Consider the following 18,408-nt stretch of genomic DNA (forward strand, 5'->3'; position numbering starts at 1 on the left):
AGTTTCATTACATTTTCAACTCAATTTAAAATTTCACCTTCAAAAACTCTCACAGCTGGGCCTATCAAAAAGACATTTTGATAGCCATTTTCGGTATGTTCAAATTCTATTCTCAATTGTCCACCCATTACTTTAATATCCACAAATTTATCAAAGCCCAAACGAATATTAGCTGAAATAGCACAAGCTGTCACTCCTGTTCCACAAGCGTATGTTTCATCTTCTACACCACGCTCATAAGTTCTCACGGCCAAAGCATTTCCGCCCGTTACTTCTACAAAATTCACATTCGTTCCACCTTTACTTACAAAGGGTTCTCCATAACGTATAGCCTTTCCAGTACTGTAAACATCATAATTTTGTAAATCATTTACATAAGTAACATAATGAGGCGAGCCAGTATTCATAAAATCGTAATCAGGCGTTTTCTCAATATCATTCACATCAATCATTTTCAGTGAAATTACTTCTTTTGTTACTTTCGCTTCGTGTTCTCCATCTACAGCGATAAAAACAGTTGAATCGCCAATTATACCCAAATCATGTGCAAAACGAACTAAACATCTCCCACCATTTCCACACATCGAACCCTCGGTACCATCAGAATTAAAGTAAACCATTTTAAAATCATAGCCTTCAGCTTCTTGTAAAAGCATTAAACCATCAGCACCAATCCCAAAACGACGATGACACAACTGAGCAATATATTCCTGTGAAATTGGGAAAGATTTTGAACGGTCATCAACCACTACAAAATCGTTTCCAGTACCTTGATATTTATAAAATTTCATTTTAATAATTATTCAAAACTTTTAATGCCTTATTTTTATTTACCCAATATTATATCGCTCTTTTAATATATTCAAATGATGACGCTCATGTCCAGCAATCATCCAAACCAAAGCTCTTGCCGAAACCGCATGACCGTTGGCTTTTCCCATCCGAGAAGCTACGTCTTCAGAAAAAGACGAAAACAGTGCAATCGAACTTTCTCTTACTAAACGATACTGTTCGAGTAAAGATTCAAAAGGAATTTCATTAAAATGTGACGCATCCATGTATTCATTTTCATCAAAACCAGGTAAAGATTGTTTTTCACCTCTTGCAATACATAAAGCACGATAGCCAAAAATGCGTTCCGTATCAGTAAGATGACCCAAAATTTGCTGCGGAGTCCACTTCCCAACAGCATATTGATACTTTTTTTGCTCTTCAGACAAATTTTTATAGATTTTTTTTACAAGGCTTTCTTGCTCCATAAGTACATTAATAACATTTTGACTTTCAAGCTTTTCTATATAAAAAGAAAAATACTTATCATTAGGAAACTCGTTTTCAAAAGGCTTTCTCATATATTTTTTTGATTTTTTTTTGACAAAGGTATTGTATTCTAAAATAAAACGACTAATTTTGCATCACAATAAAACAACGACATAAACACAAAGTTAAGTAGTTGTTAAAATTGTAAAAAGGTTTGGTAGTTCAGTTGGTTAGAATACATGCCTGTCACGCATGGGGTCGCGGGTTCGAGTCCCGTCCAGACCGCAAAAAAGCTCAGAAAGAAATTTCTGGGCTTTTTGCTTTTATAGCCCTCCACCTTACATTTTTTAGATTTATATTTGGAAAATAATTATGGCTTCTTTGATATAAAATTCCCTATTTCATCCATATTTTTAAAACAACCTAACAATCCAAAGCCCATTTTAAAATGACTAAACTACAGCAACTACACGAAGACATCTATTCTTTTTTAATGGAATGTCATAAAAAAAATAATGATTTTAGGTTTTTTCCCCGCAGACATAATAAAGAAAAATTCAAAGAAAAGCTTTGGTTAACAGATAATAGTGATGAAATATTAATTGGATTAAGTCTCGCACGGGAAACGTATTCACACTGTTTAAGTTTGAACATAAAGCATCAAAATGAAAGCGTTAAAAGCTTTAAATTGCAAATAGGGTTCAGGGGTGAAGAATATGATGATAAGCTTGATTTGTTTATGGGACTTGCTCAATCTATATTAGATAATACTTCTGAGTTAAAACGACCTACTAACATTGAAGATAAAAGGATTTTGAAATTTGATCTTCCATTTGGTGTAGATTGGAAAGCTAATATCATTTACTTCATTGAAAAAATAAAGCCTATTATTGACTCCTATATTAAAGGTCAAAAGCTTGATGATACTTTTTTTATTAGTGAAGATTCTTTCAAAAAAGCAATTGAGGTCGTTGAAATTGAGAGACACTCAATTTTACATACTCCAATATTAAACAATACTAATATACCAATCAATTCCTACCCGCTCAACCAAATTCTTTACGGCCCTCCTGGCACTGGTAAAACTTACAGTACTGTTGAATTGGCTTATAAAATTATCCATAACGATGCACCCAATAGCTATGAAGAAGCTCGTAATTGGTACAAAACGGCTTTAGCTAATACAGAAGACCGTCAGGTTGAGTTTATTACTTTTCATCAAAATTATAGTTATGAGGATTTTGTGATGGGTATTAAGCCACAATTGAGCGAAGATACTTTGGGCTTTCGTGAACATAAAGGGATTTTCTTTGAGATTTGCCAAAGAGCTTTGAAGAATCTTCAACAAGCTACCCAAGCAGATTATCAAGAAACGCCAAGCTTTCAAGAGGTATTTGATACATTTATTGCTGACCTCATTCAGAACGACAGACCTGTTGAGGTAGGATTAAAGCGTGGTGGTAGTTTTTCTATTACTAAAGTAAACGCCAAAAATATAGAGTTCAAAAAACAAAGTGGAACCTCAGAGCACACTTTAAGTATTCAAACTCTTGAAGAAATTTATTCCAATCAAAGAGAGTTTACTTCAGGACTTGCTACTTATTATAACCAGATAGTTGAAAAACTAAGAGAAATTGCAACTGGATTGACAAGGAAAATTCCAATCCAACCACTCAGAAACTTCGTAATCATCATCGACGAAATCAATCGGGCGAATATTTCACGAGTATTTGGAGAATTAATCACTTTAATTGAAGAAGACAAGCGTTGGGGAAATGAATTTGAAACAGAAGTACGTTTGCCCGATGGTGTCACCAAATTCACTGTGCCTAAAAACCTCTACATTATTGGTACAATGAACACTGCTGATAAATCAATTGCTTTGTTGGATATTGCTTTACGAAGACGCTTTGAATTTACGGCTTTATATCCTGATTCATCAAAAGTTAGCCCCAATTATCAAACGTTTTTTGAATCGCTAAATGAGCAAATTATCGCTAAAAAAGGAATAGATTTCAGCATTGGACATTCTTATTTTATGACTAAAAATGGTGAAGAGTTAGACTTCGTTAAAACAATGAATAAGAAAGTAATTCCATTGTTAAACGAATACTTTTACAATGCTAAGGATAACAAACTTGTCGCCGATTTGGTAGAAAAAGCGATTGCTAAAGCTGGTTTTACTCATACTATTGTTCCAAGTTCTTATCAATTGCTCATTCAATGATACAATCAATTTATGAATTTGGTAAAGAAGTAAGTACTGGCTTTTCTGACAGTAAAATCAAGCGTTTTAAAACCTATCTTGATGAAGTTTGGCAAAGTAGAAAACAGTATGGTTTGGAGGAAGATGAGCGTGATTCTTTCTATGGTTCAGACAAGAAAAAGCAGCGTTTCCTGACTTTTGATGGAGATAAAATCAGAGCGAATAACCACGTCGGTTTCATTCAGTTTGAAGAGCTTAGGCTTAATATTTATCCTAAAATTTGCCAAGAAATGCCCCAAGAGCAAATCATCTCAAAGGTACTTTATTGGTTAAGTTATGGGAAGAAAATAAATTTACCATTTGCTGAATTACCGCTCGACCGCCAATCATTTGATACTTGGTTGGAAGCCTTTATTTTTCTGTTTGCACACCATACAGAAGAAATCTTGACCAATCAGCCCTATCAATCTTACCAAGAAATTACCGAAGAAACGAGTTATTTGCGAGGTTCGTTAGCCATTCAGCAGTATGTTCAACATAATTTACTGACAGGCAGACATCAGTTTTTTCATTGTACTTACGAGCCTTTTGTTTATGACAATCAGTTTAATAGAATTGTAAAATTTGTTTCCAGAATACTTTTATCATTCACAAACAATGAAAAAAGTAAGCAAAAACTGAATAGTCTGTTGTTTTTATTAGACGATGTGGCGGACGAATATTGCCAAGAAAGCCATTGTGATTTGGTAAAACTCAACCCACTTTATCAAGATTTGGCGATTGTTTTAGAAATGTCTCGAATGTTTTTGTCGTCGTCAAGTATTAGTCAGTCGGATGCCAATAAAAATAATTTCTGTCTTTTACTGCCGATGGAAGTAGTTTTTGAGGAGTTTATTTTTGGAATCATTGAGACTCATTTTAAAGATAGAAAACCCAACGCTCAAGGAAAAGGATTTTTAACAGAGCAAAGAGTATTTCAGATAAAGAATGACATTATCCTTCAAAACCCCAATTTGGTGATTGACACCAAGTACAAAATCCGAGATAAAAAAGATAGTAAAAAAGGGATTTCACAAACCGATATGTATCAAATGCTTGCCTACTCCATCAGGCGAGAAATTGACCAAGTATTATTGATTTATCCAAAAAACGGAGCAAAACCTTCGGAAGTAGATATTTTTACTATTGCCGATAAATTTGCCAATGGTAAGTTGGTAGCGATTAAGGCGGCTGATATTGATATTTGTGGTGAAGAAGATGAGATTATTAGGCAGATTGACGAGGTTTTAGCATTTAATTAATGGGAAAAGATGAAGAGCTTGCAAAACTATTATCATCTTATTTAACCGACTATTCTAAATTTTCTTGCGTTAAATTAGATTTTATCTATTTTTGTTGAAAAAAAACCTACCAATGTATCAACCAGGATTGCACCTTATTTGTGACTGTCTTAGTGAAGAAACCACACAGTTGTCTGATTTTAACGCTTGCCAAATACTGCTCAACCAATTAATTGAAAGTGAAGGCTTATCAAAAATTGGAGAGGTTTATCATAATTTTCCTTCGGGTGGTTTTACGGGAGTGGTTTGTCTTACAGAATCACATATTTCCATTCATACATGGCCAGAATTTGGGCGTATAACTTTTGATGTTTTCCTCTCTAATTATCAGAAAGTCAATAATCAAATAGCTCACAGAATTTACGCTAAACTCATAGAATTGTTCAACGCCAATGTCATTGCTTCTCATGAGATTAACCGCTAATCAACTTTATCGTTATGACCAAGACCATCAATGTGGTGGTTGCTCGTCGTTACTCAGCATTACGAAAGATGAAACAATAAACTTGGTGTGTAAATCATGTGGTACGCTTCATGTATTACAAAAAAGTTTCGTTTACGATGGAGAGTTTCGTGTGGATGAAGTCCATAAAAATAAGTTTCAAAAAAGTAATTCTGACATTCCCACAGGCACTAAATTAACCCTTAAAGGCATTGATTTTGAAGTTGTTGGTGTACTAAAAAAAGGAGAAGAAAATACTTATACTTGGCAAGAATATTATTTGTACAATGCCAAAGTTGGTTATCGTTTTTTAACTGAATATCAAGGACATTGGACTTTTTTAGAGGAAATAGATGATATAAAACTCGTAAAAGAGCAATCTCACGATAATGAAGCGGTTTACGATAATGATTATTATCGTTTGTATAGCGATTATCATGCAAGTATAAAGGGTGCTAATGGCGAGTTTCCGATAGACTTACTCAAAGTACCTAAGACTTTGGTGAAGGAATATATTTTGCCACCATTTTTAATAACATCAGAAAAAGGTGATAGTAAAAAACATTGGTTCAAGGGCGAATATCTTGCCGTAGAAGAACTGGATGAAGCTTTGCAAGGGAAAATACGTCTTCCAGAATCATTTGGTGTTGGCGTTTTAGAGCCTTATAAGCCAAGTGTTCGGTTTACTGAGTTAATGCAAATTAGCGTTCTTGCTGCAGCAATACTCTTGTATATTCAAGCATATTTTTCAACAAGTGAATTGGTATTTGAAAAGAATTTTTATGCTGAAACAATTAATGAAATGCGTACTGTTAGTAGTGGTTATGACAGCTCAAAGGTCTATATCTCGCCAAGTTTTCAATTAAAAAATGGAAATGCTAATGTAGAATTTACACTCGACGCTAATGTCGATAATAATTGGCTCGAAACAGATATTGTTTTAATAAATGATAAAACGGGAGACGAATATAATGTATCAATGGGAGTTGAGTTTTACTCAGGTTTTGAAGGGGGAGAATCTTGGACAGAAGGTAGCCATGATACAGATGCTATGATTGAAAAAGTACCAGAGGGATTATACCATTTAGAAGTTTCTCCCTCTACAACATTTCCAAATTTAGTATCCAATTTTAGTTTGAAGGTGCATCGAGGAGTAGCGGTTTATGGTGGATTTTTACTTATGTTACTTTTACTGAGCATTTACCCTGCCATTAGCTATTATCAGGAAAGAACTTTTGAGTATCGTCGTTGGCAAGCAAGTGATTATTCTCCTTTTGAAGAAGATTCTTGGTTGGATACATTTAATTAAAATTGAACATGAAAATCAATAAGCAAGCACCCGAGAAAATTACTTATATTGGTATTGTAACTCTTGTACTATTCTACTTTGGGTATTGTAGATATAATGGACAAGGCTTATTTTACTTCATGGATTCTCATCCTGAAAAATGGTCGCCACAAGGTGCGAATAATGGATTTCAACATAAATAAGTATTTTACAGTTAAATCATTTTCGATTTCGCATAAACCCCTTCAAAAAATATGGAAAATATCATTCACCTAAAGTCTGTTGTTGACTCAATTCTTTTCTCATTTATTGGCATTTGTATTTTAGTAGTTTCTTTCGTGATTATTGAAAAAATAACACCAGAGAATATCTACAAACAAGTAGTGGACAAAAATAATATGGCTATTGCCATCATTTTTGCCGCTTTTATTATTGCCATTGCCATCATCATTAGCTCGGCTATTCACGGATAATTATGCCTATACTTTTATTATTCGCCGTTTTTGTCATTGCTACTTGTGGACTTATCTACGAGCTTATTGCGGGAACGCTCGCCAGTTATTTGTTGGGTGACTCTGTAACGCAATTTTCAACCATTATTGGGGTTTACTTGTTTTCGATGGGCGTTGGTTCTTATTTCTCCAAGTACGTTGAAAAAGAATTATTGGCTTGGTTCGTGAAAATTGAAATCTTGGTGGGTTTAGTAGGCGGAACAAGTTCCTCTATTTTGTTTTTGGTATTCGATAAAGTAGCCTCTTTCAGAATCATTCTTTATTTTCTCATCGGTCTTACGGGTGTTTTAGTAGGTTTAGAAATTCCCTTACTGATGCGAGTATTAGAAAAAAGCAAGTTTGAATTTAAAGAAATTGTCTCTAAAGTTTTCACCTTCGACTACATCGGGGCTTTGTTGGCTTCCGTACTTTTTCCCTTGCTTTTTGTGCCTTACATGGGTTTAATTCGTACTTCGTTTTTCTTTGGCGTTTTCAATACCATTGTTGCCTTAATTGTCTGCTATCAATTTTCGGATGAATTAAAGCATAAAATTGCCCTAAAAATATCCGCTTGGACAGTGCTGGTTTTATTAGTGATTGGCTTTATACTTTCTGATAAAATCATGTCTTGGTCGGAATCTATGGCGTATCAGGATAAGATTATTTTTGCGAAATCAAGTCATTATCAACGCATTATTTTAACTCGGAATAAACGAGAATTGAAACTGTTTCTCAATGGAAATTTACAGTTTAGTTCAACAGATGAATACCGCTACCATGAAGCACTCGTTCACCCAGGCATGGCAAGCCGACAAACTATTAAAAAAGTATTGATTTTAGGTGGCGGAGATGGTTTAGCGGTGCGTGAATTATTAAAATATCCTCAAATTCAACACATTACTTTGGTTGATTTGGATACTTACATGACGGATTTATTCAAGAAAAATCCGCTACTTACTTCGCTAAATCAAGGTTCTTTGACTAATCCTAAAGTAAAAGTTATCAATACAGATGCCTTTCAGTGGGCAAGAAATACGAATGAGCAATTTGACTTTGTGGTGATTGACTTTCCAGACCCTTCTAATTTCTCCGTTGGAAAACTTTACACCAATACTTTTTACCGTGAAGTTTCTAAATTAATGAGTGACGAAGCCATTTTGGTGGTGCAATCAACATCGCCTTATGTTGCTCCAAAATCGTTTTGGTGTGTCAATAAAACTCTTCAATCTGTCGGGCTACAAACGCAACCTTATCATTGTTATGTACCTTCATTTGGAGAATGGGGCTATGTCTTAGCTTCAAAATCAGCATTTCACGTGGCAGAAACTTATGTGCCAAATTTGAAATTTTTAACCAAAGATTCTTTCAAACAAATGGCGTATTTTCCGAAAGATATGCAATCGGTTCAGACAGAAACTAATAAATTAAATAACCAGATTTTAGTACATTATTTTGAAGAAGAATGGGGGAAAGTTCAATGAACAACAGGCTAACACGTAAAGCGTTTTTACTCCGTTCTTTGGCTGGATTGGGAGCTTTCTTTGGATTATCGTGGGGAACAAAAGCAATTTTAAACCCCGTAAAAACCATAATTAAAGGACGAATATTAGGAGCTAACCATCAAATAGGACATTTATTAAGAAATCTATCTATTCCTAAAAAAGGCGAAGAAAAGCAAAGCGAAGAAATCATTGAAGTACCTATTTTAATAGTAGGAACGGGTATTGCTGGATTAAGTGCCGCTCGGAAATTACACAAAGCTGGTCATAAAAACTTTCTATTAGTGGATTTAGAAGACCACATTGGCGGAAATGCTGATGCAGGGAAAAACGCAACCACATCTTACCCTTGGGCAGCTCACTACTTGCCAATTCCTAATAATGAAGACAAAGAATTATTGATATTTTTAGAAGAACACAATATCATAACAGGTTATAATTCAGCAGGTTTACCAATTTATAATGAATATCATTTATGTCAATCGCCACAAGAACGACTTTTTTTGAAAGGTCGTTGGCAAGAAGGATTAATCCCAAATTATGGTATTTCAGAAAATGATAGAAAGCAGATAAGTGATTTTTTAGCTTTGATGAATCAATATCGTCAGGAAAAAGGAAGTGATGGACGTTGGGCTTTTGATATTCCTTTGGCTTTGGCATCAAAAGATGAAGTGTATCAAGAGTTAGATGCTATTTCAATGACTGATTTTTTGAGCCAGCATCATTTTGATTCTGAATATTTACTTTGGTACGTCAACTATTGTTGCAGAGATGATTATGGCATCACGAGTGAAAAAACCTCCGCTTATGCGGGTATTCATTATTTTGCCGCCAGAAGAGGAAAAGCTGACAATGCGGAAAGTAACGCAGTATTGACTTGGGCAGAAGGAAACAACTTTTTGGCAAAAGCCTTATCAACCGATTTCAAAGATAAAATCAGGACTAAAACACTGGTAACACAAGTAAATTGGAATAATGATGGAGTAGAAGCCACGGCTTACAACTGGAACAAGAATGTCTCAGTAAAAATTAAAGCCCAGCGAGTTATTCTGGCTACGCCACAATTCGTCAATCAGCGAATTTTACCAAAAGAATCTATTCAAATATCAACTGATTCATTTCAATACGCACCTTGGTTGGTTGCCAATATTACCGTCAATAAAATACCTATTGAAAGAGATCGTTTTTTATGTTGGGATAACGTAGCATACAATTCTACTTCGTTGGGTTATATCAGTGCCACGCATCAACAAGTAAGTAGGGAGGTTGATAAATGGGTACTCACTTATTATTTACCTTTATCGCATAAATCGCCCGTAGAAGCTCGTAAAGAGGCAATTAAGAAAACACACGAAGAATGGACGGAGGAAATTCTTATAGATTTAGAAAGTTTTCATCCTAACATAAGAGCAACAGTTGATGAAATTAATCTTAAAATTTGGGGACATGGCATGATTGCTCCGACACTTGGCTTTCTTTCATCTGAAAACCGAAAATCGGCTTCCAAAAATATTGATAATCGAATATTCTTAGCCCATAGCGATTTGAGCGGTGTTTCTATTTTTGAAGAATCATTTTATCAAGGCAATCGAGTAGCCGATGAAATACTACCATACTTATCAATTTCATGACAAAACAACCTTGGATTACCAACGCAAAGATTGATTTATTGTTCATCATTGCCCCAACTTTTGTGGCATTAGCACTCGCTTTCATTTTTGCTCAATCTTACTTTTTCCATGAAACAACGCCACTGTGGGCGTGGGTAGTTTTTGTATTATTAATAGATGTAGCACATGTTCATAGTATGCTTTTCAAAACCTATTTTGATTCAGGAAGCTTTAAAAAACATAGAATACTTTATACGCTGACTCCCCTACTCTGTTATTTCGCTTTTGTCTCAATTTATTGGCTTGCCGGTAGTGAATGGTTTTGGCGTATTTTAGCGTATTTAGCTGTATTTCACTTCATAAGGCAACAATATGGATTTGTTCGCTTGTATAATCGGCAACATTATCAGTCAAAATATTTAGATTTATTTGATGAAATCACCATTTACGGAGCAACTATTTTGCCAATAATCCACTGGCATTTGAACTCACCAAGAGAATTTCTTTGGTTTGTAGAACAAGACTTTTACTCATTTACTAACACTCAATATTTATCAATTATTAATTGGATTTATGCTGGATTAGTCGTGCTTTACATATTCAAAGAATCTTACTGTATTATTAATCATCAAGTAAACATTCCTCGTATTTTATTGATTGCAGGAACAATGGCTTCTTGGTATTTTGGAATTGTATATTTTAACAACGATTTAATCTTTACTATTCTGAATGTAGTAGCTCATGGCGTTCCGTATATGTGCTTAATTTGGGTTGACCTTCATCAACGAAAAGGGCAAGTAAAAGGATTTAGTAGGCTTGTTTTCAGTAAGAATGGAGTATTATTTTTCATTCTTACCATTGTATTGATTGCCTATTTTGAAGAAGCAATTTGGGACGCAACCCAGTGGCGGAGCTACGATACACTTTTTTCTTGGGCATATTTTTTACCTACGACGTTTTCAACAAGTGCTTTATCTTTCTTCGTCCCTTTGTTAGCTCTTCCGCAAGTAACACATTATGTTTTGGATGGTTTTATTTGGAAGAAAGGGTTTGAATAATAGTATAATCTCGTGAAACACTATTTTTATGATAAGAATAAAACTTACTTTTTCAAATAGTAGGGTTGGGGTTGCTTCAACGCAAGAAAAACATATTAGAGTACCTTCATTTTTACATTAGTATCAAGCTTTTACTAAAATTTTATAGAGCTATTTTAAACGCCATACTCATCCAATAATCTTCTTCCTATGCCCAGCACCCCAATCACTCAAAGTTCTTAAAACATCCTTCAAGGTTTCGCTATATGGCGATGCTTCATAAACAATACTCACGGGAGTGGTGGCATATACATTTCTAACTACTAACTCGTTTTGCTCTAAATGTTTCAGTTCTTGAGCCAATATTTTGGGAGAAATGCCTTCTACGTCTTTCATAATTTCATTAAAACGCTTTGGTGAATTTACCAAACTCAATACAATGGGTAATTTCCATTTCCCATTCAATACATACAAAGCATCTATTACATTCTTTAAATTACTTGTACATTCTGTTTTTGTTATTTCTGTTTCCATGATGCAATAATAATAGCTTTCCTAAAGGTAACCACTTTCCTTTGGGAAACTACTATCTTTTCAATACTTACATTTTTTACCTTTGAGCCATTCAATTTTAAAAAAACAAAAGATGAGTTCAAAGAAAATATTACAGCTTAATTCCAGCATAATGGGTGAGCAATCGTACAGCAGAAAACTGGGCAATGCTATTGTAGAAAAAATTCAGGAGAAATATCCAGAAAGTACAGTTGAACATTTGGATTTGGTCGAAAGCAATATTCCTCATCTTAGTCCAGCAACGCTACAAGCGATGTTTACTCCAGCAGAGTATCAAACAGATGAATCCAAACAAAGACTTGATTTATCCGACAAATTGGTGAAACAATTATTTGAAGCAGATATGATTGTAATTGGAGCTCCACTTATCAACCGTACTATTCACAGTTCACTAAAAGCTTGGATAGACCATATTACTCGCCGTGGCATTACATTTGGTTATAGTGCAGAAGGTTTACCAATAGGATTTATAAAAGACAAAAAAGTATATGTTGCCATGAGTTCGGGTGGCATTTATACTGATGAGCAAGGCAAATTACATGATTTTGTTGCACCTTATCTACAATCTTTTTTAGGCTTTTTGGGCATGACCGACCTTAGTGTATTTAGAGCGGAAGGGCTTCATGTACCTGTGGTGAAAGATACTGCATTACAAAAAGGGATTGATAGTATTGTAATAGATTAATACCTTAAAACCCATTTTGAACACAAACAACTCCATTTTAAACACAAACAAGCTTTTTGAACTTCAGACCTTTGTGCTTCACAAATAAACAAAGCGATGAATAATAAATTAGAAAACAAAGTGGTAGTGGTAACGGGTGCATCTAAAGGAATTGGTGCTGGAATTGCCAAACAAATGGCTGCATCTGGGGCAAAAGTAGTAGTAAATTATGCTTCAAGTAAAGAGAGTGCTGATGCGGTGGTTGCCGACATAATCAATGCGGGCGGAAATGCCATTGCGGTTCAAGGAGATATGTCAAATCAAAGCGATGTAAAACGTCTTTTTGAAGAAACCGTAAATTTTTTTGGTGGTTTAGATGTTCTGGTAAATAACGCTGGTGTTTACGGATTTTCATTATTAGAATCATTCACGGAGGATTCTTACCGACGCATTTTCGACCTAAATGTTTTAGGAGTACTTCTCACATCCCAAGAAGCCATCAAAATATTTGGAGAAAATGGAGGAAGTATCATTAATATTAGTTCATTTGCGGGAACGAGACCAGAACCATACTCTGTTGTTTATGCGGCTTCAAAAGGAGCAGTTGATTCAATTACGTATGCTCTTTCTCAAGAATTAGGTTCAAAAAATATTCGAGTTAATTCTATTCGCCCAGGTGGTGTTTTTACGGATGGAGTCGCAAAATTAGGAATTGCAGAAGAATCCGAGGCAATTCAATCCATTGTTGTTAGAAGTTCTTTGGGACGTATGGCTACCCCAAATGATATTGGTAGTATGGCGGTATTTTTTGCTTCTGATGAATCAAGAATTATTACTGGACAAACCGTTGAAGTGTCAGGTGGTTTTAAGTAAATCATAATCAAAAAGTAATGATACCAAGTAAATAGAGAAGTTTTCTCGCTTCTCTATTTACCTCATAATTTCATAAAATGGAAAAGAGCCGTAGAAATATTCAAACTATCAATTCAGTTTCGGAATTGCATCGTTTGCTTACTTTACCCAAACCTTTACATCCTTTAATTACTTTTATTGACCATTCAGAAGCTACTTCAATTCAAGACGAAGAAAAGCCAAATTTGCTACTCAATTTTTATAATATATCCATCAAAAGAAGCTTTAAAGGACAGTTAAAATACGGTAAAAACTACTACGATTTTGACGAAGGCACGATGTCATTCATTGCACCAAACCAAGTAATTAGCATTGATAATGAGGAAGATAGAAATAAAGATGGCTGGTCATTACTATTTCATCCTGATTTGATTAGGGAATATCCGTTAGGAAAAGTCATCAAAAACTATGGCTTTTTTTCCTATTCGGTGAATGAAGCTCTTCATCTTTCAGACGAAGAAGAAAAGACCGTTGAGGCGATCGTTCGGAACATTCAAAAAGAGATAAATTCAAGGTTGGATAATTTTAGTCAAGATGTTATTGTATCAAATCTTGAACTGCTTTTAAGCTATTGTAACCGTTTTTATAGTCGCCAGTTTATCACCAGAAAAATGGCTACTAACGACCTTTTAACCAATTTTGAACGTATTTTAGAAAACTATTTTGCCAATAATGCAGATATGACACTGCCAACGGTCGAGAAGCTTGCCAGTGAATTGAATGTATCATCTTCTTATTTAAGCGATATGCTGAGAAGTTTGACTGGACAAAATACCCAACAACATATTCACAATAAATTGATTGAAAGAGCGAAAGAGATTCTCATTACAACCGATTTAACCGTAAGTGAAATCGCTTATCAATTAGGATTTGAATACTCGCAGTCATTCAGTAAGCTATTTAAAAGTAAGACTAATTTAACACCCATTGAATACCGAAATAGTTATAATTAGAGATTCACATTGATGTTTACAGGTAGAAGATTCTATAAATACTTCAAAATGCCTTGCGGAGAAAAACAAAGCTATTCTCCGCACATTATGCGGAGAATAATCGCTATATTCACCGCATAATTTATTTTCTCATGGGCAACTACATACATCAACAGGCTAATTGGACAAACTTTACTTGGGACGACGCTATACTTTCTGTGCCACTTGGCAGGGTTAGAAATCTACAAGGCAGACTCATGGGTAAAATGGAACAATTAGGCTTTGTTCTCCAGCAAGAAGCTTTTCTAGCTACGCTTACTTTAGACGTATTAAAATCAACTGAAATTGAAGGAGAATTTCTTAATCCTGAGCAAGTCCGCTCGTCTTTAGCAAGGCGTTTAGGAATGGATATTGTTGGTTTAGTGCCATCTGATAGAAATGTAGATGGAATTGTTGAAGTAATGTTAGATGCAACACAGAATAATCAATCCCCACTCAGTGATGAACGTTTATTTAATTGGCACGCTGCACTTTTCCCAACTGGTAGAAGTGGAATGTACCCAATAACGGTAGCAACATGGCGTACTGATGTTATGCAAGTGGTATCGGGTGCTATGGGTAGAGAAAGAGTATATTTTCAAGCACCAGAAGCTTCAAAAGTCAATCAAGAAATGCAGGAATTTATCTCATGGTTTAATGGAGACCAAATGATTGACCCTGTTTTAAAAGCAGGGATTGCTCACCTTTGGTTTATAACCATTCACCCTTTTGATGATGGTAATGGTAGAATTGCAAGAGCCATAACTGATATGCAATTATCAAAAGCAGATGGCAGTCGCCAACGTTTTTTTAGTATGTCGGCACAGATTCAGAAACAGCGAAATCTTTATTATGAAACCTTAGAAAAAGTACAAAAAGGCACGTCGGATATAACTATTTGGCTTGATTGGTTTTTAGAATGTTTAACAGAAGCTTTACTCAACACCGATATAATTCTGGAAAAAGTATTAGCAAAAGCAAGGTTTTGGGAAAAACATAGCAATACGTCATTCAATGAAAGACAGCGACTTTTATTAAATAAATTGATGGATAATTTTGAGGGTAAACTTACTTCTTCAAAATGGGCAAAAATAGCAAAGTGTTCGGCAGATACAGCCCTGAGAGACATTCAAGATTTAATGTCAAAAGGAGTTTTGCAGAAAGAAAATACAGGAGGAAGAAGTACCAATTATGAACTGGTTTATTAGTATCAAAATGATGAAGCAAGTGTATTAACAGCTTTCAATAGAAAAAATTGGAGCAAACTAGAAATCTGATGATACTAGCTTTGCTACCAGCATCAAAACATAGGGGTAAATATTTATCTTACAGAATGTTACACCCATCCGTCCAGACCGCAAAAAGCATTCATTTCTGAGTACTTTTACTGTTTTAGGGGTCTGAGGCACTAACTTGCCTTCACATTCATTTTATAAATGATAATGGACACCTCTTTTTGAAGTGTCCATTATTAAAGATTACTATATTAAACAGGTGTGATATTATATCAAAGCTGAAGCCTTATTGTTTTTGAATAAAGAAGGTCAGTTACTCCAGTCGTCTTCACTCCTATACGTGCATAAATAAATCCTGTTTTAGATAACGTGACCTTTTGAGATGCAGTTAATGTTTTTAAATCCAGAAAAATACTGTTATTACCTACTGGCAAATTAGTAAATGCCTTTTCATATACTTTCGAGGTATTGTCAACAATTGATGTAACACCTAAATATATTACTACTTTTTCCAGTGCTGCCGTAGCAACAATTTTTTCAAGATTAAATGTTGCTTTGTAAGTTGAATCACTAAACTCATTGGCATAATTAGATAACCAAAAGTAGGGGGTCACTTCAAAATTAGCATTTGTTTTAGTTCCTTGTAATGAAAACCGGACAGTATCTTTGTTTGCAACCCACGGGCCTTTACCGGGTGTAATTACTAAGTAGTAATCACCGTCAAATGTATTGATTGTGTATGTACCATCTTCTTTACCAAACATTTTGATATATCCTACATCCCACTTTTCGGGTCCAATCTGATTTAGCTGAAGCATATTTGTACCCGCAACATCTGACGCAGTACCCATCAGTTGTAAAGGTTGCCCTTTATACAGGAATTGACCTGATACAACTGACGTAGGATAACCCCAGTTATCAATTTCTTTGCTGCATGCTGTAATGCAAATCAACACAATTATCATCAATGCTGAAATGCTATAGATATTTTTATTCATATCGTCCTAGTTGAAATGGTTATTGATTAGGATTGATTACAAGCTTTGGGTTATTGGTAATCCAAGAACTCTCGATAGTTCCATAATAATTTGTGATGGGGAAATACAAAGGGGTTGTTGCTCTTTTGTATGAGACTTGCTTTGTAAAAGCCCATTTCCCATGGTTGGGGTCACCTTGGCTAACAACTTTATAGGGAAATAATGAAAACATTTGTGCGGTAGCATCTCCAGGAACACCATTCCAAAATGTATGCGCCAATCTCCATCTTTTAAGATCCCAGAAGCGATGGTCTTCAAAGGCGAACTCAACACGGTATTCATTCACAATTTTATCAAAAGTAAGCGTTGAAGTTGTTAAAGGTTGAATGCCTCCTCGGTCTCTAACAACATTGATATATTGAACAGCCAAAGCTGTTTGTCCTAATTCAAATGCTGCTTCAGCCGCTATGAGATATGCCTCAGCCATTCTAAAACGAGGCATCCACATCGCACTGAAAGTAGGATTTAAACCCGCACCAACTGTTTCGTCAAGAAATTTACGGACTAAAAATCCAGTTTTGTTCACATAGTTATTGGAGTTTGCAACAGGACCGTTAATAGATGTTAGTACATCTCCTGCATTGATACTTCCCGTTGACCCTGCATTTATCACATAATTACCAGAGGCATTTTTGTTGATTTGACCAGCCTGTAAACTTACTGCAAGATTACGGTAAGTGGCATTTGGCCAAATAACTGTACCCCAAAGTCTAGCGTCTTTTGCAGTAAAAGGGTCTTCTACGCTATTATAAAAAACATAGCTACCATCTGTATTATTTGTTTTGATAGCTGAATTGCTACCATCCTTGTTTTCAAAAGCTTCTACTAAGTTAAGGAGTGCTCCTAAGGCATTACCTTCTGTGTAGTCACGCAAGGAATAAGGCATAGCATAATTTGTAAAGGTGGTTACTACATTGGGGGCAAGCCTATCCAACGCCCAAATCACTTCTGTATTGCCAGCCTTGACACTCGTGGCTTTATAAAAGCCCAAGCCCGGATTAGCAGCATCTTTCTGGATTACATACGGACTTTCTGCAATCACCTTTTGTGCTGTAGCCAATGCCAATGTATAAAATGCTGTTGCACTATCTGCGGGTATGCCAGCCTCCCAACCCTTTGTATGCACGGTCGGAGTTTTTAAGTTTCCATATTTTGCAATGGAAGCAGCATAGATAGCCGCTCGGGATTTTAACATTAATGCAGCCCATTTATTGACTACAGCCGAATTGGTTGTTTTTGAAGAGGTTAGTCGTGGTATAGTTTGGTCGCATTGGTCAATAACATATCGGTATATTTGTGCTTCTGTAGAGCGTGGTACTCTCCAACCAGTAACATCTACCCCCGCTTGATATGTATAAACGGTATCGCCTATTATTGGCATCCCACCAATTGAACGAGCCATACTAAAATAATACCATGCACGTAAAAATTTAGCCTGAGCTTCCATATTTAAACGTTCGGATTCGGGCAAAGAAGGTAAAGATTTAGCTGTTGAAGAGTTGATTCCTTTCAAAAACTGATTAATCCTTCTTACCAATCCATAGTCATATACTCTGTAAAAATTACGTGGTATTTGTTTTTCATCATCTGTGGTGGTGGCAGCACCATATTGAGCGTTGGCCTCGTCGAGTAAATGGTAAGCTCCATAGTCACCATTCTGTTGTCCATAATTCACAGAAGTATAAAAAGCCGCAAGAGTTGACTGAATCAAGGTTTTATCATTATACACAACACTTTCAGGTAAATTGTTAACCACTTCTCCGTCAAGTTCTTTTACACAACTGCTTAAAGCTGTTGAAAGCAAGGCTAATATGCAAAATATTGTTATTATTCTATTTTTCAT

General features: G+C 35.3%; 18 protein-coding genes and 1 tRNA gene. 14 read left to right on the forward strand and 5 right to left on the reverse strand.

Features of this window, described 5'->3' with window-relative positions:
• Positions 1 to 20: 20 nt before the first annotated feature.
• Entirely contained in the window at positions 21 to 791 is a 771-nt protein-coding gene (gene dapF / locus HNP25_RS13185) for a diaminopimelate epimerase (protein ID WP_184134807.1), read from the reverse strand.
• 39 nt (positions 792 to 830) lie between these two features.
• Entirely contained in the window at positions 831 to 1,352 is a 522-nt protein-coding gene (locus HNP25_RS13190; RefSeq protein WP_184134809.1) for a DinB family protein, read from the reverse strand.
• 119 nt (positions 1,353 to 1,471) lie between these two features.
• On the opposite strand from HNP25_RS13190, the gene HNP25_RS13195 reads away from it, so the two are divergent.
• The 10 genes from HNP25_RS13195 to HNP25_RS13240 all read left to right on the forward strand — a co-directional run bounded on the left by HNP25_RS13195 (position 1,472) and on the right by HNP25_RS13240 (position 11,194).
• Positions 1,472 to 1,545: transfer RNA gene (locus tag HNP25_RS13195), tRNA-Asp, on the forward strand.
• Positions 1,546 to 1,708: 163 nt separating this feature from the next.
• Positions 1,709 to 3,487 carry an McrB family protein gene (locus HNP25_RS21855; RefSeq protein WP_184134810.1) on the forward strand — a complete coding sequence of 593 codons (1,779 nt, stop codon included), beginning with the start codon at positions 1,709 to 1,711 and terminating at the stop codon, positions 3,485 to 3,487.
• Positions 3,484 to 4,767, forward strand: a complete 1,284-nt coding sequence (locus HNP25_RS13205; RefSeq protein WP_184134812.1) for an McrC family protein — start codon at positions 3,484 to 3,486, stop codon at positions 4,765 to 4,767. Before HNP25_RS21855 ends, HNP25_RS13205 begins: the two co-directional genes overlap by 4 nt.
• Positions 4,768 to 4,879: 112 nt before the next feature.
• Positions 4,880 to 5,230: an S-adenosylmethionine decarboxylase family protein gene (locus HNP25_RS13210; protein ID WP_184134814.1), complete on the forward strand. Its 351-nt coding sequence runs from the start codon at positions 4,880 to 4,882 to the stop codon at positions 5,228 to 5,230.
• Positions 5,199 to 6,557 carry a DUF4178 domain-containing protein gene (locus tag HNP25_RS13215; protein WP_184134815.1) on the forward strand — a complete coding sequence of 453 codons (1,359 nt, stop codon included), beginning with the start codon at positions 5,199 to 5,201 and terminating at the stop codon, positions 6,555 to 6,557. Before HNP25_RS13210 ends, HNP25_RS13215 begins: the two co-directional genes overlap by 32 nt.
• A gap of 8 nt (positions 6,558 to 6,565) precedes the next feature.
• Positions 6,566 to 6,739, forward strand: a complete 174-nt coding sequence (locus HNP25_RS13220) for a hypothetical protein (protein WP_184134817.1) — start codon at positions 6,566 to 6,568, stop codon at positions 6,737 to 6,739.
• 51 nt (positions 6,740 to 6,790) lie between these two features.
• A complete protein-coding gene (locus tag HNP25_RS13225) occupies positions 6,791 to 7,009 on the forward strand; it encodes a DUF350 domain-containing protein (RefSeq protein WP_184134819.1) in 219 nt (72 codons plus the stop codon).
• 2 nt (positions 7,010 to 7,011) lie between these two features.
• A complete protein-coding gene (locus tag HNP25_RS13230; protein WP_184134820.1) occupies positions 7,012 to 8,508 on the forward strand; it encodes a polyamine aminopropyltransferase in 1,497 nt (498 codons plus the stop codon).
• The gene (locus HNP25_RS13235; RefSeq protein WP_184134822.1) at positions 8,490 to 10,157 is read left to right on the forward strand and encodes an FAD-dependent oxidoreductase; all 1,668 of its coding nucleotides are present in this window, start codon (positions 8,490 to 8,492) and stop codon (positions 10,155 to 10,157) included. The genes HNP25_RS13230 and HNP25_RS13235 overlap by 19 nt, the downstream gene beginning before the upstream one ends.
• Positions 10,154 to 11,194 carry a hypothetical protein gene (locus tag HNP25_RS13240; protein WP_184134823.1) on the forward strand — a complete coding sequence of 347 codons (1,041 nt, stop codon included), beginning with the start codon at positions 10,154 to 10,156 and terminating at the stop codon, positions 11,192 to 11,194. The genes HNP25_RS13235 and HNP25_RS13240 overlap by 4 nt, the downstream gene beginning before the upstream one ends.
• 168 nt (positions 11,195 to 11,362) lie before the next feature.
• Here HNP25_RS13240 and HNP25_RS13245 read toward each other — a convergent pair whose 3' ends face one another.
• On the reverse strand, positions 11,363 to 11,707 hold the full coding sequence (locus HNP25_RS13245) for a winged helix-turn-helix transcriptional regulator (protein ID WP_184134825.1): 345 nt from the start codon (positions 11,705 to 11,707) through the stop codon (positions 11,363 to 11,365).
• 112 nt (positions 11,708 to 11,819) lie between these two features.
• Between HNP25_RS13245 and HNP25_RS13250 the strand changes: the two genes are divergently transcribed.
• The 4 genes from HNP25_RS13250 to HNP25_RS13265 all read left to right on the forward strand — a co-directional run bounded on the left by HNP25_RS13250 (position 11,820) and on the right by HNP25_RS13265 (position 15,501).
• The gene (locus tag HNP25_RS13250) at positions 11,820 to 12,431 is read left to right on the forward strand and encodes an FMN-dependent NADH-azoreductase (protein ID WP_184134826.1); all 612 of its coding nucleotides are present in this window, start codon (positions 11,820 to 11,822) and stop codon (positions 12,429 to 12,431) included.
• Between the two features lie 96 nt (positions 12,432 to 12,527).
• Positions 12,528 to 13,283 (forward strand): SDR family NAD(P)-dependent oxidoreductase, encoded by a 756-nt coding sequence (locus HNP25_RS13255; protein WP_184134828.1) that lies wholly within the window; start codon positions 12,528 to 12,530, stop codon positions 13,281 to 13,283.
• Between the two features lie 77 nt (positions 13,284 to 13,360).
• The gene (locus tag HNP25_RS13260; protein ID WP_184134829.1) at positions 13,361 to 14,275 is read left to right on the forward strand and encodes a helix-turn-helix domain-containing protein; all 915 of its coding nucleotides are present in this window, start codon (positions 13,361 to 13,363) and stop codon (positions 14,273 to 14,275) included.
• Between the two features lie 131 nt (positions 14,276 to 14,406).
• The gene (locus tag HNP25_RS13265) at positions 14,407 to 15,501 is read left to right on the forward strand and encodes a Fic family protein (protein WP_184134831.1); all 1,095 of its coding nucleotides are present in this window, start codon (positions 14,407 to 14,409) and stop codon (positions 15,499 to 15,501) included.
• Between the two features lie 299 nt (positions 15,502 to 15,800).
• Here HNP25_RS13265 and HNP25_RS13270 read toward each other — a convergent pair whose 3' ends face one another.
• Both HNP25_RS13270 and HNP25_RS13275 read right to left on the reverse strand, forming a co-directional pair.
• Entirely contained in the window at positions 15,801 to 16,526 is a 726-nt protein-coding gene (locus HNP25_RS13270; protein WP_184134832.1) for a DUF3823 domain-containing protein, read from the reverse strand.
• Positions 16,527 to 16,545: 19 nt separating this feature from the next.
• Entirely contained in the window at positions 16,546 to 18,408 is a 1,863-nt protein-coding gene (locus HNP25_RS13275; protein WP_184134834.1) for a RagB/SusD family nutrient uptake outer membrane protein, read from the reverse strand.

This window comes from Arcicella rosea (genome assembly GCF_014204325.1).
Lineage (GTDB): Bacteria > Bacteroidota > Bacteroidia > Cytophagales > Spirosomataceae > Arcicella > Arcicella rosea_A.

Coding starts and splice junctions, on each gene's coding strand:
- dapF (WP_184134807.1), bottom strand. CDS start 791: ATGAAATTTTATAAATATCAAGGTACTGGAAACGATTTTGTAGTGGTT.
- HNP25_RS13190 (WP_184134809.1), bottom strand. CDS start 1,352: ATGAGAAAGCCTTTTGAAAACGAGTTTCCTAATGATAAGTATTTTTCT.
- HNP25_RS21855 (WP_184134810.1), top strand. CDS start 1,709: ATGACTAAACTACAGCAACTACACGAAGACATCTATTCTTTTTTAATG.
- HNP25_RS13205 (WP_184134812.1), top strand. CDS start 3,484: ATGATACAATCAATTTATGAATTTGGTAAAGAAGTAAGTACTGGCTTT.
- HNP25_RS13210 (WP_184134814.1), top strand. CDS start 4,880: ATGTATCAACCAGGATTGCACCTTATTTGTGACTGTCTTAGTGAAGAA.
- HNP25_RS13215 (WP_184134815.1), top strand. CDS start 5,199: ATGTCATTGCTTCTCATGAGATTAACCGCTAATCAACTTTATCGTTAT.
- HNP25_RS13220 (WP_184134817.1), top strand. CDS start 6,566: ATGAAAATCAATAAGCAAGCACCCGAGAAAATTACTTATATTGGTATT.
- HNP25_RS13225 (WP_184134819.1), top strand. CDS start 6,791: ATGGAAAATATCATTCACCTAAAGTCTGTTGTTGACTCAATTCTTTTC.
- HNP25_RS13230 (WP_184134820.1), top strand. CDS start 7,012: ATGCCTATACTTTTATTATTCGCCGTTTTTGTCATTGCTACTTGTGGA.
- HNP25_RS13235 (WP_184134822.1), top strand. CDS start 8,490: ATGGGGGAAAGTTCAATGAACAACAGGCTAACACGTAAAGCGTTTTTA.
- HNP25_RS13240 (WP_184134823.1), top strand. CDS start 10,154: ATGACAAAACAACCTTGGATTACCAACGCAAAGATTGATTTATTGTTC.
- HNP25_RS13245 (WP_184134825.1), bottom strand. CDS start 11,707: ATGGAAACAGAAATAACAAAAACAGAATGTACAAGTAATTTAAAGAAT.
- HNP25_RS13250 (WP_184134826.1), top strand. CDS start 11,820: ATGAGTTCAAAGAAAATATTACAGCTTAATTCCAGCATAATGGGTGAG.
- HNP25_RS13255 (WP_184134828.1), top strand. CDS start 12,528: ATGAATAATAAATTAGAAAACAAAGTGGTAGTGGTAACGGGTGCATCT.
- HNP25_RS13260 (WP_184134829.1), top strand. CDS start 13,361: ATGGAAAAGAGCCGTAGAAATATTCAAACTATCAATTCAGTTTCGGAA.
- HNP25_RS13265 (WP_184134831.1), top strand. CDS start 14,407: ATGGGCAACTACATACATCAACAGGCTAATTGGACAAACTTTACTTGG.
- HNP25_RS13270 (WP_184134832.1), bottom strand. CDS start 16,526: ATGAATAAAAATATCTATAGCATTTCAGCATTGATGATAATTGTGTTG.
- HNP25_RS13275 (WP_184134834.1), bottom strand. CDS start 18,408: ATGAAAAATAGAATAATAACAATATTTTGCATATTAGCCTTGCTTTCA.